Consider the following 15,847-nt stretch of genomic DNA (forward strand, 5'->3'; position numbering starts at 1 on the left):
TACTATATCATGTAGATAGGCACTTGTCAATATTCTTTCTCACTTTTTTGCGAAATATTGGTCTCTGGTCAGATAGTAATGCAGCCGCGTCACTATGCGTCCCTCCTCATGCTTGTCCAGGGCTGCGTAAGGCTCTTCGTGCGAAAAGATCATGCCTGACTTTTGCATGACACGACCAGAGGCAGGATTATCGATATCATGTAAGGCCACCAATTTGTTCATGCCGATTTCTTCAAAAACCAGCTCAAGCACTGCCCGAGTGGCCTCAGTCGTGTAGCCCCGATTCCAGTATTTTTTATGGATCACATAGCCGATAGCTGCCGTTTTCAAGTCCAAGCGGATCTTATGCAGGTCAATCGTTCCGATAAAGTCGCCAGTCTCCTTCAGCTCAATGCCCCAGCGCCCCAAAGGACTAGCTAGGTAAAACAGGGCGATATTATTGCGGGTTTCCTCTAGATTTTTGTTAGCCTCAAAGGTATAGCGGACATTCTCCTCATCAGAAGCATATTCAAACATGGCTGGAGCGTCATCCAAAGTCACTGGACGCAAGATCAATCGTTCCGTTTCCAGTCTAGAATGCTGACTTAGCTTGACATAGATATTTTCCATCTCTTCCTCCTAATTTTTCTTAACAGAATAGCATAATTCCCTGCTCAAAACAATCCTTTTTTTCTTGCTTTTTGCGATAGTTTCCTTTAAAATGAAAACATCACAATAATTGACCTAGGTCCCTTTGTAGTCCTGTATTCGGAGATCCTAGCGTTAGAAAAAGGAGTAAAGCTCTATGTTAATCGGAATTCCAAAAGAAATTAAAAATAATGAAAATCGCGTTGCCCTGACGCCAGCTGGTGTACACAGTCTTGTAGGAAAAGGCCATCAGGTTTTGATTGAGACAAATGCTGGACTTGGATCTGGCTTTGCAGATGCAGACTATGAAAAGCAAGGTGCAAAAATCGTTGCCACTGCTGCTGAAGCCTGGGCAGCTGAGTTGGTTGTTAAGGTTAAAGAACCGCTGGAAGCTGAATACCAATTCTTGCGTGATGACCTTCTACTCTTCACTTACCTGCACATGGCCGCTGCTCCCGAATTAGCCCAAGCTATGGTAACTGCCAAAACTACCGGGGTAGCCTACGAGACTGTGCGTGATGGACAAGGACAACTACCACTCTTAGTACCTATGAGTGAGGTTGCTGGTCGTATGGCGGTTCAAATCGGAGCTCATTTCCTAACCAAGCAGACAGGTGGCTCTGGCGTTCTCCTTGGCGGTGTACCAGGAGTGCCAAAAGGTAAAGTTACCATTATCGGAGGCGGTGTCGTAGGAACTCATGCAGCCCGTATCGCTCTGGGACTAGGCGCTCAAGTTACGATTCTCGATATTAGTGCCAAACGTCTATCTGTGCTAGAAGAAGTCTTTGGCAACCAAATTCAAACTCTCATGTCCAATCCATTTAACATCGAGGCAAGCGTCCGCGAAGCTGATGTCGTGATTGGAGCTGTGCTCATTCCTGGTGCTAAGGCTCCAAAACTGGTGACTGACGATATGGTGAAGCAAATGCGCCCTGGTTCTGTTATTGTTGACGTGGCTGTTGACCAAGGTGGCGTTATCGAGACTGCTGACCGCGTGACCACCCATGATGAGCCAGTCTATGAAAAACACGGTGTTCTCCACTATGCAGTAGCCAATATCCCTGGTGCCGTAGCCCGCACTTCTACTATTGCTCTGACCAATGTTACTCTTCCTTATATCGAAGCACTGGCTGGCAAGGGCTTCAGACAAGCTATTGCAGACGACGCTGGATTGCGTGAAGGTGTCACAACCTATCACGGCCACATCACTAGTCGACCAGTTGCAGAAGGCTTGAATCTCAATTACACTTCTATTGACGAACTTGTCTAATCATTTTTCTCTTATATACAAAACCCGAAGGAACTTCTAGTCCTTCGGGTTTCATTTGTCTTAAATTTGAAATTAGTATCACGCTGCCATCCATTTAGACAAGATCAACATTGCTCCACATCTTTAAATTATCAAGTATATTACTCTTTAATAGACATTTTAAAAAAGGCATACAACACTTGTGATTGCTAGTCCTGACTAGGCTCTTCTTTCTGGTAAAAGTTCATCCCAACCTCAGTATCCTCGACCAGAATATCCTCAGTCTGGCCCAACAGCAGCAAAGCGATGTAAAAGTCACCAACACATCCCGCTGCATGAATACTAGCCAGAGGCATGTAGAGAGTTGAACTGAGCAAGCCCAGCATAGCCAATAATGTCAGGAGCAGGCTAATCAAAACAAAGGGAGCCAAACCAATGACCAAGAAGTCCTTACGATTGTAAAAAGTTCCTGGACTAGTCGCATAAGCCATCCCATTTTTAAAACCAAACTTGACCTTGGCTTTCCCTTTACCAAAAAACTTGAAGAAGAAACCGTGAATGTACTCATGGATGACGATAAGGATAAAGGTAAAAACTAAAAAATAGGCAAGATCTAGACCCGAAAAATCATAATGGTCTGCACGGAAGATTAGCTGGGTCAATTTCGCAAAAAGCATTGAGAAAGGAAAAATCAGTAAGAGCCCCACTACATTTAGACCGATTACATATTTCTTTTCTTCCATAAAGTTGATTTTTTTAATTAATTTCATAAAAGCTCCTCCATTATTTTCGACCTTTACTCAAGACATAGGTGCTTGCACTGATAAAAATAAGAAGCCAAATCACCAAATTAGAGACATCTTCAATTTTAAATGAATAGTCTCCTGTTTCAAAGAAGTTGATAAATGGATTCATAAAAGTAAACCGTAGAATGTGCTGTATTGTTTTATCAAAACTAGCAAATAGAGGTACGAAACTAATCAGCAACAGCGGAAATAAACTATAAACCTGAGCTTGAGATTGTGTCTTGGAAATACCACCAATAAAAAGATTGATTAAAAGGATAATAACAATAATGAAGAGATTGATCACAAGATAGACAGGCCATTTGCCAGACAGGTCTACATGCAAATAATATGGGAAAAAAAGCAAGGCAACGACTGTAAATAGGAAGGGATAAACCAGCATGGATAAGAGGTATTCAGTAGAACGAACCCCGCTCAACATCAAGGTCTTTAGATTGCGCTTCTCCTTGTCCTCTGCCATCATAATAGACACCATGTAGCCGCCACTCATGGCAAAGGTCATAGGCAGGATCATTTTCAATAGTCCTTGACCTGCATTGCCATTCTTATTTAAAATCATATTGTACAAAAAGAGGAGGCCAAAGGGCAGCAAGACAGACATAAGCAATGAAGAATTTGTCAATAAAATCTGAGTACGCAGCCATGTGAGAGCTTTAATTTTTTTATACATCTAGTTTTTCTCCTGTTAATTGAATAAAGATTTCTTCTAATGTAGGTTCGCAAGAATGTACTGTAATGGCCAATTTTAGGTCTTTTGTAGCCAATTCTGAGAACGAAATTTGCTCGGTTTCTCCATTTTCATAGCTAATTTTAACTTTCTTGGCTGTGTTATATTTTTGAATAATAGCTTTCGGCTTGCCATATTCTACTAATACTCCCTTATTTAGCAGGGCCAGTCTATCACAAAGGGCGCTCGCTTCATGCATATCATGCGTCGTCAGAAAAATGGTTGTTCCCTTTTTCTTCAGCTCAAGCAAAAGCTCATGAATCACCTTGGAAGTACGGGGATCAAGCCCACTCGTTGGCTCATCCAAAAATAAGACCTCAGGATTATTTAAAAGAGCTCGAGCTAGAAACATCCGCTGCTTCATACCTGTCGAAAGTTTCTCTGCTACAATATTTTTGCTTTCTAACAGACCAACCTGCTCTAAAACTTCATCTATCCGTTCATTTTTTAAATCGTATAATTTCGCATATATCTGCAGGTTTTTATAGAGAGTCATCTTCTCATAAAAGCCACTTGTATCAGATACTAGGCCAATTTTCACCAAATCCTGAGCATTAATAGCATCTGAGGCTTTACCAAGGATTTTACTTTGACCATTGTCGGCATCAAGCTGGCCTGTCAGGATGTTAATTAAAGTTGTTTTTCCCGAGCCAGATGGTCCTAAAAATCCGAAAATTTCTCCTTGATTGATATGAAAATTAATCCGTTCTAAAGCTTTTTTCTCTCCAAAACTTTTAGAAATATTCTCTACTTGAATCACTTGTGACATAAGGCCTCTTCTCACTTTCTTACTTATAATAACGTTTAACGATTTTGTACTGGCTGACAGTAACATAAAGATAGATGACCGATACCGCAAGCCAAGCCAAAATCGTATCCAATTGGAATAGGAAATTTAGCAGTATCAGTCCAATATAGATACTAGGAAAGATAAAGCTTACTAATTTCAGATGAACTCCTTTTTGACCGACAAACAACTTATTTGAAATATCTTTTAACTGCTTGATAGGAGTCCACATTGATATAGACAAAAATAATGGTTAAGACAATCATACCAGATACGACCTGCATTGGTGTCCCAACTCCAAGAATAAAGAGCAAGATATAAAGACCTGGAATGAGGCGCTGATTGAGATTGAAGAGGGTTAAAAAGCTTTGTTCATAATGAGCCTGCAACTCCCCTTCATCATAAGACAGAGCATAGTCCTTCATCTCCTCAATGGTTGGCATAGCAGATAATTTATATTGACGAACCTTCTGAGTGGTTTTCAATACAAGAATTTGACCTAAAATCAAAGCAAGAAACAGTGCAATATCATAAAATGGAATGTGAATCGTCGTTTCTGACCTTAGTAGCGGACCTAGGTAGCTCACTCCTACAAAGAGGGTGAATAGAGTCAGAGCAGACGAGATATTATATAAAATCGTCGCATATTCTAGGGTTTTGAAAGTTTGACGATAGAGCTCATAGCTTCTGTCATCATCTTCTTCTCTCTGGTAAGCTCCGTGAACTTTATGCGTCTGATAGAGCAAGAAAAAGGTTACGGGATAGAGAATGAATAAACTCGCTCGACCAATGTTCTTCAGCAGTTCAACATTTAAGACGGTCGGCCAAGAGAAATGCTCAAAATGAGTCATTATAAAACCGACTACTCCTCCTCCTAATATAGCAGCAAGAATGAAGATGCCGATATTTCTCAATATTCTTTTCTTTGTTGACATTGTTTTCTCCTATTCTTAAATAAGCGCAGTCAGCCAAGCCATGACTTGGCTAATAAAGTCAGAGGCAGTTTCCAGTATTTCACGGCCAAATAAAGGTAAAATAATCAGCACTGTCATTAGAAAAATAAAGTGATTTCTGACTTTTTGGCTCATTTTATTCCACAAATAATCCTTTTGGAACCATCCTGCCAGATAGGCATAGCCCAAGGCTACAAAAATCCCTAGCTCAGTTGATGCTAGCACTACAACTGCGAAAATTAGACGAATATAAGCTACCTTTATCCCAAAATAATCCGCCAAACCTGCGCAAACACCAGCAATTTTTGCTTGTTCTTCGTTAACTTTAAAGTTTTCCATAAATTCTTGCATTGTTTTTCTCCTTGTTTTACTTTCCGTCACTTGCGGAAAAGCACTAATATACTTACTCAACTTATCAGGATCAGACAAGTAATCACTATGATATGAAAGCTTGCTTGTCTTCATGACAAGATGGCTAGCATAAACTATCTCCAGCAACTGATTTTTCCTGACTATCTACTCTTCCTCCACTAGGCGAAAGACATTTTCGACACTTTCGTTAAAAATCTGAGCAATTTTGAGAGCAATGACCACGGAGGGCGTGTATTCATCCCGCTCCAGCAAGCTAATCGTCTGCCGTGACACGCCGGCTTTCTTGGCCAAGTCGGTTTGATTCAGCCCGTCTCTGGCCCTCAGCTCTTTGAGTCGATTTTTCAGCTTCATGACAACACCTCTCAGTCTTCTTTCAGTTCAACAGACTTGATATCGTCAATTCGCATGAGCTTGATTCTTGTTTGACCTTTTTTATTGGTCTTACTCAACTTAACCCAATCGTCATCAGCATCAACTACCTCCCAGCAATCTGTCCCGAAAACTTCACCAATGATGATCGGTTTTTTCCCAATCATTTCTTTAAAAAAACGTGACATTTCTCCACTCCTTTCTTTATTTCTCTCTAAACGTTTCAACTTCCTTTTTACATTTTTCAATTCACTGGATGACATCAGCCACAAACCAGAAAATATCGGAAGTAGACACCAAAACAGTATCTCCATTAGTTCCTCCTTTTATCTTTTCTTCTTAACTTAAATACATTGTAACAGATTCTTTCCTTTTTGACAAGCATATTTGTCAAAAAAATAAATATTTTTGTCATAAAGACTTAGATCCTTTACAAAATAAGAAGTAAAAAAGACCAGGACTGAATCCTGATCTTAAAAATCATACTACAACTTACCTGCTACTGCATCCAACAAGTCTTGGATTTTCGCTTGGTTGCTTCCTCCTGCCATGGCCATATCTGGTTTACCACCACCACGTCCATCGACGATTGGAGCCAATTCTTTGACAAGGTTTCCTGCATGCACATCTTTTGTCTTGCTAGCTACAAGAACATTGACTTTGTCACCGATAGCGGCAACTAGGACAAGCACATCAGAGTAGTCTTTTTGTTTCCAGTTATCCGCAAAGGTACGAAGGGCACCTGCATCTGATACAGAAACTTGACTAGCGATGTAACGCTGACCGTTGACTTCCTTCACATCCTTGAAGACATCGCCTGCAGCTGCAGCTGCAGCTTTTTCTTTCAACTCTGCATTTTCTTTTTGCAATTGACGAAGTTGCTCTTGAAGGCCTTCAACCTTGTGAGGTACTTCCTTGAGTTGCGGTGCTTTCAAGGTTGCTGCTACTGCTTTCAGAGCGTCTTCTTGCTCGCGATAGGCTTCAAAGGCTTCCTTACCAGTCACTGCCAAGATACGACGAGTTCCTGATCCGATTCCTTCTTCTTTGACAATCTTGAAAAGGCCAATTTCAGAAGTGTTGCCAACGTGGGTACCACCACAGAGCTCAACAGAGTAGTCACCAATGGTAACGACACGAACTTCTTTACCGTATTTCTCCCCAAAGAGGGCCATAGCTCCCATTTCTTTTGCTGTGTCAATATCTGTCTCAACAGTTTCTACTGCAATTGCTTCCCAGATTTTCTCGTTGACTTGCTGTTCAATGGCACGCAATTCTTCATGAGTTACTGCTTGGAAATGTGTGAAGTCAAAGCGAAGGAATTCGACTTCGTTCAGAGATCCTGCTTGTGTCGCATGGTGACCAAGGATATTGTGAAGAGCGGCATGGAGCAAGTGAGTCGCCGTGTGGTTCTTCATGACACGAAGACGACGATTACTGTCGATGCTCAGTGTGTATTCTTGATTCAAAGCAAGCGGAGCATGAACCTCCACTGTATGCAATGGTTGTCCGTTTGGTGCTTTTTGAACATCTGTTACAGTAGCCACGACGTTTCCTGCAGCATCCAAGATTTGACCGTGGTCAGCTACTTGTCCACCCATTTCAGCGTAGAATGGAGTCTCTGCAAAGATAAGAGAGGCAGTTCCTTCTGAAACAGCTTCAACTTCAGCATTATCAGCTACGATAGCCACCAACTTAGACGGCAATTGACTCGCATTGTAGTTAAAGACACTTTCAACTGTGATGTTTTGAAGGGTTTCATTTTGCATTCCCATTGAGCCACCTTTGACAGCTGACGCACGCGCGCGTTCTTGCTGCTCTTTCATAGCTGCTTCAAAACCTTCACGGTCGACAGTCATACCTGCTTCTTCAGCGATTTCTTCTGTCAACTCCACTGGGAATCCGTATGTATCGTAGAGTTTAAAGACATCTTGTCCATCGATAACGCTTTGACCTTTTTCTTTCAAGTCTGCTACGATGCCTTGGGCAAAGTGTTGACCTGAGTGAAGGGTACGAGCAAATGACTCTTCTTCGCTCTTAACGATTTTCTCGATAAAATCACGTTTTTCAAGTACTTCTGGGTAGTAACTTTCCATGATTTTTCCAACAGTTGGAACTAGTTTGTAAAGGAAAGGCTCGTTGATACCCAATTTTTGACCATGCATGGAAGCACGACGGAGAAGACGACGAAGGACATAGCCACGACCTTCATTTCCAGGAAGAGCACCATCACCGATGGCAAATGAAAGAGAACGGATGTGGTCAGCGATAACCTTAAAGCTCATATTGTCGCCATCTTGGTCGTAGACCTTACCAGACAACTTCTCAACTTCACGAATGATCGGCATGAAGAGGTCTGTTTCAAAGTTGGTCTTAGCCCCTTGAATAACCGCCACCAAACGCTCCAAACCAGCGCCCGTATCAATGTTCTTATGTGGCAATTCCTTGTACTCACTACGAGGAACAGCAGGGTCCGCGTTAAATTGAGACAAAACAATGTTCCAGATTTCGATGTAACGGTCGTTTTCGATATCTTCTGCAAGCAGGCGAATACCGATATTTTCTGGGTCAAATGCTTCTCCACGGTCAAAGAAGATCTCAGTATCTGGTCCAGAAGGTCCCGCACCGATTTCCCAGAAGTTGTCCTCGATTGGAATCAAGTGACTTGGATCCACTCCCACTTCAATCCAGCGGTTGTAAGAATCTTTATCGTCTGGATAGTAAGTCATGTAGAGTTTTTCAGCTGGGAAGTCAAACCACTCAGGGCTTGTCAAGAGTTCATAAGCCCAAGTGATGGCTTCGTCACGGAAGTAATCCCCGATAGAGAAGTTCCCCAACATTTCAAACATGGTATGGTGACGCGCAGTCTTCCCTACGTTTTCAATATCGTTTGTACGAATCGCTTTTTGCGCATTGGTGATACGTGGATTTTCAGGGATAATGGTCCCGTCAAAATATTTCTTAAGAGTTGCTACCCCAGAGTTAATCCACAAAAGAGTCGGGTCATTTACTGGAACCAAGCTAACTGATGGTTCTACAGAGTGGCCTTTGCTTGCCCAGAAATCCAACCACATTTGGCGAATTTGAGCACTAGACATTTGTTTCATTTATTTTTCTCCTTAAATCTTTTTAATGTTTTTTTATGATGAACTTTCCAGCATTTCCACATAGTCAATGGCGACACAGAGGGAAATAACCAAATCTGAGTAAGCCTCATCATAGACACTCACCTGATAAGTGGAGGTCAGATGGAAAAGTTCCTTGGTAATCTCTGCCACGACTTGATCGCGATCATCTAGTAATTTAAAATTTAAATCCCAGATATTGCCCTCAATCCTGAGGCCTAAATTGTCAAACTCATACCTATCACGAAAGAAGGTCAGTTTCTTGCGAATATAAAAGCTAGTCCCGTCACTGAGCTTTATTTCAAACCGAGGCAAAAATGTTAGAAAGATTTTGCTGATCTGACTAACTGTCTGTCCTTGGGCATCATAGATGGTGAAGCTCTTCGGAATCTGGAAAAATGATCCTTCTACTTGGTAATCTATGTTACCTCGATCGTCCTTGATATCAAAGCGTTCGCCACCTAGGCGAAATTTCTGTTTGACAAGATAGGTCTTCATCGCTTTACCTCCAGAGTCAAGATAAAAGACAAGCTCTTTGTCTGAAGGGCGAAAAACCGCGGTACCACCTTCATTCAATGAACTTGTCATTCTCATTAGCTATTTAGTTTGAAACATGAGTAGCATGAATTTTCCTCTCACATGGCTCGCAGCACCGCCAATTCTCTGAGCTGAGATTTAGAAAATCAATTCTCAATAATTTTATTATACTGACTTCTTGGCTTTTCGTCAAGCTTATTCTGCTGCAGGAGCTGGGTTTTCTTCAGTATGAGCAGCTTCTGACTTGCTTTCTTCTGAGCTTGAAGCCCCAGATTTTGCTTCTTCCGAGCTAGAAGATTGTGATTTCTTTTCTTCTGAACTAGAAGACTGAGACTTGCTTTCTTCTTTAGACGATGAGCTAGAAGTATCCCCTTCTACATATTGGGCAAAGACATTTTGGAAAGCTGGATCCTTCACTTTCAGATTCGCTTCCTTCAATTCTTTAGAAATAACAGAACGAATAAAGCTTGCATCGTTTTGTTTTTGAGTCAGGATTCCTTCTTTTAGTTGCTTCTTGTAATCTGTCCATTTTGCAGATTTTTGAGTTTTCTTCACCAATTTAACAATGTAGTAACTTGCTGAATAGTTCTGCTTACCTCGTACAGTGATTACATCAGAAACGCCATTTTCTTCCAAAGCAAAAGTAGCTTTTTTAACGGCATCCGCAACTGTTGTTGAGGTTGAATCAAATTTCACCTCGCCGCCCTTATCTTTGGTGTCCTTGTCGGTTGAGTTTTCCTTGGCCAACTGACCAAAGTCTGCTCCCTCAGCCTTAGCTTTTTCAAGCACTTCCTTAGCCTTTTCTTCACTGTCCACCTTGATAATTTGAGCCGTTACTTCTGGTGTATACGTTTCAAAGAAAGCCTTGTAGTTGTCATCTGTCAACTCTTTTTCAGCTGCTTTCTTAACAGCGTATTCAACTAATTTATTTGCGCGGATCTGGTCTCTGTAGGCATCTTCGGTCAATCCGCTTTGAGCAAGAACATTTTGGAAGGCAGAACCATAAGCGGATTTCATTTTTTCAAAGGCTTCTTCAACCTCTTTATCCGTCACTTTTTTGCCATACTTTTCTTCAAAAACTTGCTTAATTGCCATTTGAAGCAAAACTTGTTGAGAGGCACCATTATTTTTTACTTGATCGTAAAATTCACTGACTGTGATTGTCTCACCTTTCATTGTCACAATATCTTTATCTTTTGCTGTTTGTGAACATGCTGCTAAAGCCACTACAGAAAAGAGAGTTACTGCTCCTGTAAGGATTTTTTTCTTCATTATTTTATCTACTCCTTCAATAAATTCACTTTGTCTATTGTACCACAAATCCAACTTGATATCTTAATTTTTCCTAAAAATTTTTGGAAATCAAGAAAAAAGTGAAGGGATTATTTTTTTCTAACCATAAGCAGCCCATCTCCTAAAGGAAGCAAGCTCGCAGTCAAATCTGGACTATCCAAAGTTGCGTCAAACAGGCTATGCAGTCCTCGGTAAATAGCCCGTTGACCACGCTTAATGTCCTCAAAAGGCTTGGCAACATCACCGCCTTGGAAAACATCATCAATGAGGACCAGACCACCAGGATTGAGGCGCTTGAGAACCTGAGGCAGAAAGACCACATACTTGGACTTGGCAGAGTCCATAAAGACAAGGTCGTAGGAATCCTCCAGTGTCTCAAGCAGGTCCATTGCATCGCCTTCCAGCAGGGTGATCTGCTGACGGCTGTCATATTTAGCAAAATTAGCCTTGGCCAGCTCAATCATCTCTGGATTGCGGTCAATAGTCGTAATCTGAGCCTGAGGCGCATGTTCCGCCATCAAAAGGGCCGAAAAACCGATAGCCGTTCCGATTTCTAAAATCTTCTCTGGTTGCAGACTTTCAAGTAGCAGTCGGAAATAAGCCACTGTCTCATGAGGAATCACGGGTACATTTTCAGCTCTGGCAAAATCCTCCAGCTCCTTGAGTCCACCAGAAACTGGCTGGAGTCGTTGTCTCATAAAGTCTACAATCTCTTCTTTGACCACTGGCCGGCGCATATTAGGATTAGAGTTTTGATTATAAGTCTCGACCATCTTATGCCAGTCCCAACTTTTCTACCAAGGCTTCGAATTCGTCCAAGCGACGCTCAAAGACAGCAAAAGCAGCATTTAGGTAGTCTTCTTTTTCCATATCCACACCTGCTTTTTTGATGACATTAAGCGGATAGTCAGAATTCCCAGCTTTGAGATAGTCCAGATACTTGTCCTTGTCTTCCTGACTGCCATGGACAATCTTTTCAGCCAAGGCAGAAGCAGCTGCAAAGCCTGTAGAGTATTGGAAAACATAGTAATCATAGTAGAAATGCGGAATCCGTGCCCACTCATACTGAATCTGTGGATTATCTTCTTTTTTCAGTCCATAGTATTTCTCGTTCAAGTCAGCGTAGAGCTCATTGAGAAACTCGCTGGTCAAAACTTGACCTTCTTGGTCAGCCTTGTGGATAGCGTGCTCAAACTCAGCAAACTGGGTTTGACGAAAGACCGTACCTCTAAAGCCATCCAAAAAGTGATTGAGGATAGCAAAGCGGGTTGCATCATCTTCTACTTCTTCCAAAAGCTTTTCTGTCAGGATATTTTCATTGGTCGTCGAAGCAATCTCAGCTAGGAAGATAGAGTAGTCTCCGTAGACATAAGGCTGGGTCTCACGGGTGTAGCTGGAGTGCATACTGTGGCCTGTCTCATGCACCAAGGTAAAGAGATTATCCAGCGTGTCCTGCCAGTTGAGCAACATAAAGGCATTGGTATCATAAGAACCACCTGAGTATGCTCCTGAGCGCTTGCCTTGATTTTCATGAACATCAATCCAGCGCTCTGAAAAAGCTGTCTTCACTCGGCTCAGATAATCCTCACCCAGAATAGCCAGGACTTCCTCAGACTTAGCCAAGGCTTCCTCATAAGTGAACTTATAGTCTGTCTCTGACAAAGGTGTGTACATATCATACATCTTCAAGTCAGAAATACCTAAAATCTTTGCTCGTAAAGCGATATAACGCTGCAAAAGAGGCAAATGCTTATTGACAGCTGAAACTAAGCTATCGTATACACTTTCTGGAATAAAGTCCGCTGACAAGGCTGCTTCACGGGCAGAGGAGAACTTGCGGACTTTCGCATTGTAATTGTGAACTTTAACATTGGTCTGCAGAGTCTTAGCATAGGTATGCTGGTACTGCTCGTAGACGCTGTAAAGAGCCTCATAGGCTTCCTTACGGACCTCTCGGTTCTTAGACTCGACTAAGGTGATATAGTTGCCGTGACTGAGCTGAACTTCATTTCCATCTTCGTCATGCACCATCGGAAAGACGATATCCGCATTATCCAAGATAGCAAAAGTTTCGCCCGCTGCGCCAAAAATTTCACCAGCACCGGCCAATAGCTCCTCTTCGCGCTGTGTCAGGATGTGGGCTTTCTTTTTCAAAAGCTTGTCAAAATAATGCTGATACAGCTGCAAACCTGGCTGCTCAGCCAAGAAAGCTTGGTACTGCTCTTCTGTAATCGCCATAAATTCGGGCTCATAGAAGGCAAAGCTTTGACCGAATTCGCTATAAAGAGTCATCCCCTTAGCCTGATATTCTTGATACTTAGCCACACGAGTATCCTGGTCGTTCTTCATGTGAGCATAAGAATAAAGCTTTTCAATCCGACGTATCAAGTCCAACTGGATTTCTGTCGTTGTCAAAAGACTGTCAGCCGAATCCAGCAAATGCCCAGCCAGACTAGCTGCTTTCTTCACTTCTTCTGAAACCTGCGCCAACTCCGCTTCAAAGGCTTCATCTGTTAGGAAAATGGTACTCAAATCCCAAGTATATTTTTCTTCAATTTCATTTCTTTGTTTTGCCATAGAAATTTCCTCCATCTTTTCTATTTTATCATAAAAGTGGGGGAAATCCTCGCATAAAATACCGGTGGATAGATAATTTGAAGCTGCTTATTTTTTTCAGCCTGATAATAGCGATGAAAGTGCTGGTAATAGGGCGTTAAGTCTCTTGTTATTTGGCAAAAGGAGCTAGCTTGGACAGGCCGAACCTGCGGATAAAAATCCTCGGCCGACTTGGTTAGAAGATTGTCTCCTTTTTGATAGAGCTGGGCTTGGAGCTTCATCCAACGAGGCTGCTGATAATAAAGCTGCTGACGAACATAGCGACAGATTTCAGGATCCTGCCTAGCCAGATAACTCTCTAGCTCCTGCTTCTGAAAGGGGCTGCGCAAGACGGATAACAGGCAACTTTGGCCAAAAGGAAAGGATTTGACTTTGTACTGAGCACGCCCATGCAAGTCCTCGTGAATGAGATATTTAAGTCGAAGCTCCTGCTTTTTCTCATCCAATTCCCAAAGATGAAAGCCCATATTTTGACTGAAATAAAGAAAGTCCTTTTGCAGTTTCGTCAGCGACTGTTTTAACCATAATTTCTTGCCCAAGAGCCAGAGTACCTGATAGCCATGCTGGCGATAGGACAGCGTCCTTTCCTCAAGTCTTTCCTGACTGAGTGAACTGCATTGGATCTCCAGGGCTATACGACCGTCCAACAAAAGGTCAGCAATCTGCCTTATCTCAGGTAAAAAGGCCTCCACCTGAACCTCTTGGCTTTGCTTCCCCCAGCCATAAAGGCCAGCTTTCAAATTCAAATGCTCCGCACTTTCATTTTCCGTATAAAACGAACAATTTTCAAGAGAAACATGAGCAAAATGCGGTCGCATGACCCTTCCTTTTTTGAAGCGGACCGCTCCCGAACAGGCAGGACAAAAGAGTTGTTCGCCTAGAGACGGCTGATTTTCCATCGCATTCAGCAAAATCCCCTCTTCATTTTTCGCAAGTAACATGAGCATTTCCCTTTCAAAACAATATCTTTTATATCTTTATTCGTAATTAAAACACCAAAGAGAGGGCTTGTGAAATGGAACGAAGTATTATTTATTCTCTCACTTATGTAATATACCCAAACAAAAACGAGCTGAAAAAATTCCAGACTCGTTTTTTCTTATCCAAATAAATTCTGATTCTTTTTTTCAGGAACTTTCAAGAAGAGAGCAAGCAAGAGCACTAGACCTATAATGGCTGCCAACATGAAATTCATACTACCATAGCCAAAACGATCTAAGATAGACCCTGACATATTCTGGATGAAAATTGTTCCTAGATTTCTCCCTGTCTGTAGTAACGCAAAAGCGGTCACCAAATATTTTTCATCTACCAAATTTGCCACGATGCGCAGGCTAAGCATAGTCAGTACCATACCAGAAGCATGCTTGGAAAGCAGAGTGACTACGATTTTCGAGCCTAAGCCAAAGTTTAAAGCATAAACCGCATACTGAAGAAGCATCATACCTAAGCAGATATAGAGCAACTTTTTGACAGCTATCTTATCCATGAAAAGATAGGAATAAAAGATTAAGGGCGCCTCACACAATACAGAGACAGCTACGACTGTCGTTGCCCAATCAACACTCAAGCCACTGGATTCTAGCATGGAAGGAATATAGGTATGCCCTGTATTGCCTACACCAGAGTAAAGGGCAACAAGGAAAAGATAAAAAAGATAGGTTCTGTTTTTAAGAATGGCTGAAAAAAGTGAATGGCCTCGTTTTTCACCCTTTTTAGTTAATCTATCTCGCTTGGGATTCATGCCAAGAACTCCTAAAATACTCAGCAACATAGTCCCGATAAAGACCAGATAGATGGCCTGGGGAGAAATATTCTTATAAATCAAACCTGCCAGCTGTGAACCGACGGCATAACCGATTGTTCCCCAAATTCGAATTTTCCCATATTTATAAGGACTTTGGGTTGCCAGCACATCCATCACGGTACCCACCCCATTGATGAGCATCAAGACAAAACTATACCAGATGGCTAAGAGCCATAGATTATCAGCCTCCATGAAAAAGATATCTCCCAGGATAATCAGGAAAAAACTGATAAGCGAAACTCTCTTGATGCCAAGTGTATCAGTTAACACCCCCATGATTGGCTGAGCCAGCATGGAAGAAAAGAAAGAAGCTGATACGACGATAGATACTTGACCAGCCGTGTACCCCTTATCCAGCATATAAACGGATATCAAGGTCGAAAACAATGAATTGGACAGAAAATAAAAATTATACATCAAAAAATAAGCCAAATAGCTATTAGAAAACTTTTTCCCCATCATCAAAACCTCTCCAAAAATAGAATAGAGAGTGGGACAGAAATCGGTAATTCGTTAGAATTCGATTTCGTCGTCCCACCTCCGCACAGTTGAGTAGGGCTGTAAAAGCTGATGAAATCAGCG

16 protein-coding genes are annotated in these 15,847 nt (G+C 41.9%); 1 reads left to right on the top strand and 15 read right to left on the bottom strand.

Annotated elements, in window-relative coordinates; genetic code table 11:
* Window positions 1–39 precede the first annotated feature (39 nt).
* On the bottom strand, window positions 40–609 hold the full coding sequence (locus O3644_RS04495; protein ID WP_371595157.1) for a GNAT family N-acetyltransferase: 570 nt from the start codon (window positions 607–609) through the stop codon (window positions 40–42).
* 175 nt (window positions 610–784) lie between these two features.
* On the opposite strand from O3644_RS04495, the gene ald reads away from it, so the two are divergent.
* Complete coding sequence (ald, locus tag O3644_RS04500; RefSeq protein WP_371595158.1) at window positions 785–1,897, top strand: alanine dehydrogenase; 1,113 nt, start codon at window positions 785–787, stop codon at window positions 1,895–1,897.
* Window positions 1,898–2,085: 188 nt separating this feature from the next.
* Here the strand turns inward: ald and O3644_RS04505 are convergent, their stop codons facing one another.
* The 14 genes from O3644_RS04505 to O3644_RS04570 form a co-directional block, all read right to left on the bottom strand.
* A complete protein-coding gene (locus O3644_RS04505) occupies window positions 2,086–2,646 on the bottom strand; it encodes a DUF3267 domain-containing protein (protein WP_371595160.1) in 561 nt (186 codons plus the stop codon).
* Between the two features lie 13 nt (window positions 2,647–2,659).
* The gene (locus tag O3644_RS04510; protein WP_371595161.1) at window positions 2,660–3,352 is read right to left on the bottom strand and encodes an ABC transporter permease; all 693 of its coding nucleotides are present in this window, start codon (window positions 3,350–3,352) and stop codon (window positions 2,660–2,662) included.
* The gene (locus O3644_RS04515) at window positions 3,345–4,178 is read right to left on the bottom strand and encodes an ABC transporter ATP-binding protein (protein WP_371595175.1); all 834 of its coding nucleotides are present in this window, start codon (window positions 4,176–4,178) and stop codon (window positions 3,345–3,347) included. Before O3644_RS04515 ends, O3644_RS04510 begins: the two co-directional genes overlap by 8 nt.
* Before the next feature lie 209 nt (window positions 4,179–4,387).
* Window positions 4,388–5,131: a DUF3169 family protein gene (locus O3644_RS04520; protein ID WP_371595162.1), complete on the bottom strand. Its 744-nt coding sequence runs from the start codon at window positions 5,129–5,131 to the stop codon at window positions 4,388–4,390.
* A gap of 15 nt (window positions 5,132–5,146) precedes the next feature.
* The gene (locus O3644_RS04525) at window positions 5,147–5,500 is read right to left on the bottom strand and encodes a PspC domain-containing protein (protein WP_061909657.1); all 354 of its coding nucleotides are present in this window, start codon (window positions 5,498–5,500) and stop codon (window positions 5,147–5,149) included.
* Between the two features lie 165 nt (window positions 5,501–5,665).
* Window positions 5,666–5,872, bottom strand: a complete 207-nt coding sequence (locus tag O3644_RS04530; RefSeq protein WP_005590740.1) for a helix-turn-helix transcriptional regulator — start codon at window positions 5,870–5,872, stop codon at window positions 5,666–5,668.
* Between the two features lie 11 nt (window positions 5,873–5,883).
* Window positions 5,884–6,078: an aspartyl-tRNA synthetase gene (locus O3644_RS04535; RefSeq protein WP_231089324.1), complete on the bottom strand. Its 195-nt coding sequence runs from the start codon at window positions 6,076–6,078 to the stop codon at window positions 5,884–5,886.
* 297 nt (window positions 6,079–6,375) lie between these two features.
* Entirely contained in the window at window positions 6,376–8,994 is a 2,619-nt protein-coding gene (alaS, locus tag O3644_RS04540; protein ID WP_048763564.1) for an alanine--tRNA ligase, read from the bottom strand.
* Window positions 8,995–9,027: 33 nt separating this feature from the next.
* A complete protein-coding gene (locus tag O3644_RS04545) occupies window positions 9,028–9,606 on the bottom strand; it encodes an LURP-one-related/scramblase family protein (RefSeq protein ID WP_193388938.1) in 579 nt (192 codons plus the stop codon).
* 138 nt (window positions 9,607–9,744) lie between these two features.
* A complete protein-coding gene (prsA, locus tag O3644_RS04550) occupies window positions 9,745–10,821 on the bottom strand; it encodes a peptidylprolyl isomerase PrsA (RefSeq protein ID WP_313963344.1) in 1,077 nt (358 codons plus the stop codon).
* Between the two features lie 110 nt (window positions 10,822–10,931).
* Window positions 10,932–11,615 carry an O-methyltransferase gene (locus O3644_RS04555; protein WP_371595163.1) on the bottom strand — a complete coding sequence of 228 codons (684 nt, stop codon included), beginning with the start codon at window positions 11,613–11,615 and terminating at the stop codon, window positions 10,932–10,934.
* A gap of 1 nt (window position 11,616) precedes the next feature.
* Window positions 11,617–13,419 (bottom strand): oligoendopeptidase F, encoded by a 1,803-nt coding sequence (gene pepF, locus O3644_RS04560; RefSeq protein ID WP_371595164.1) that lies wholly within the window; start codon window positions 13,417–13,419, stop codon window positions 11,617–11,619.
* A 20-nt stretch (window positions 13,420–13,439) separates the two neighbouring features.
* Complete coding sequence (locus O3644_RS04565; RefSeq protein ID WP_371595165.1) at window positions 13,440–14,399, bottom strand: competence protein CoiA; 960 nt, start codon at window positions 14,397–14,399, stop codon at window positions 13,440–13,442.
* A 158-nt stretch (window positions 14,400–14,557) separates the two neighbouring features.
* Window positions 14,558–15,724, bottom strand: a complete 1,167-nt coding sequence (locus O3644_RS04570) for an MFS transporter (protein ID WP_371595176.1) — start codon at window positions 15,722–15,724, stop codon at window positions 14,558–14,560.
* Between the last annotated feature and the right edge of the window lie 123 nt (window positions 15,725–15,847).

The organism is Streptococcus sp. 27098_8_113 (assembly GCF_041432545.1).
Classification (GTDB): Bacteria; Bacillota; Bacilli; order Lactobacillales; family Streptococcaceae; genus Streptococcus.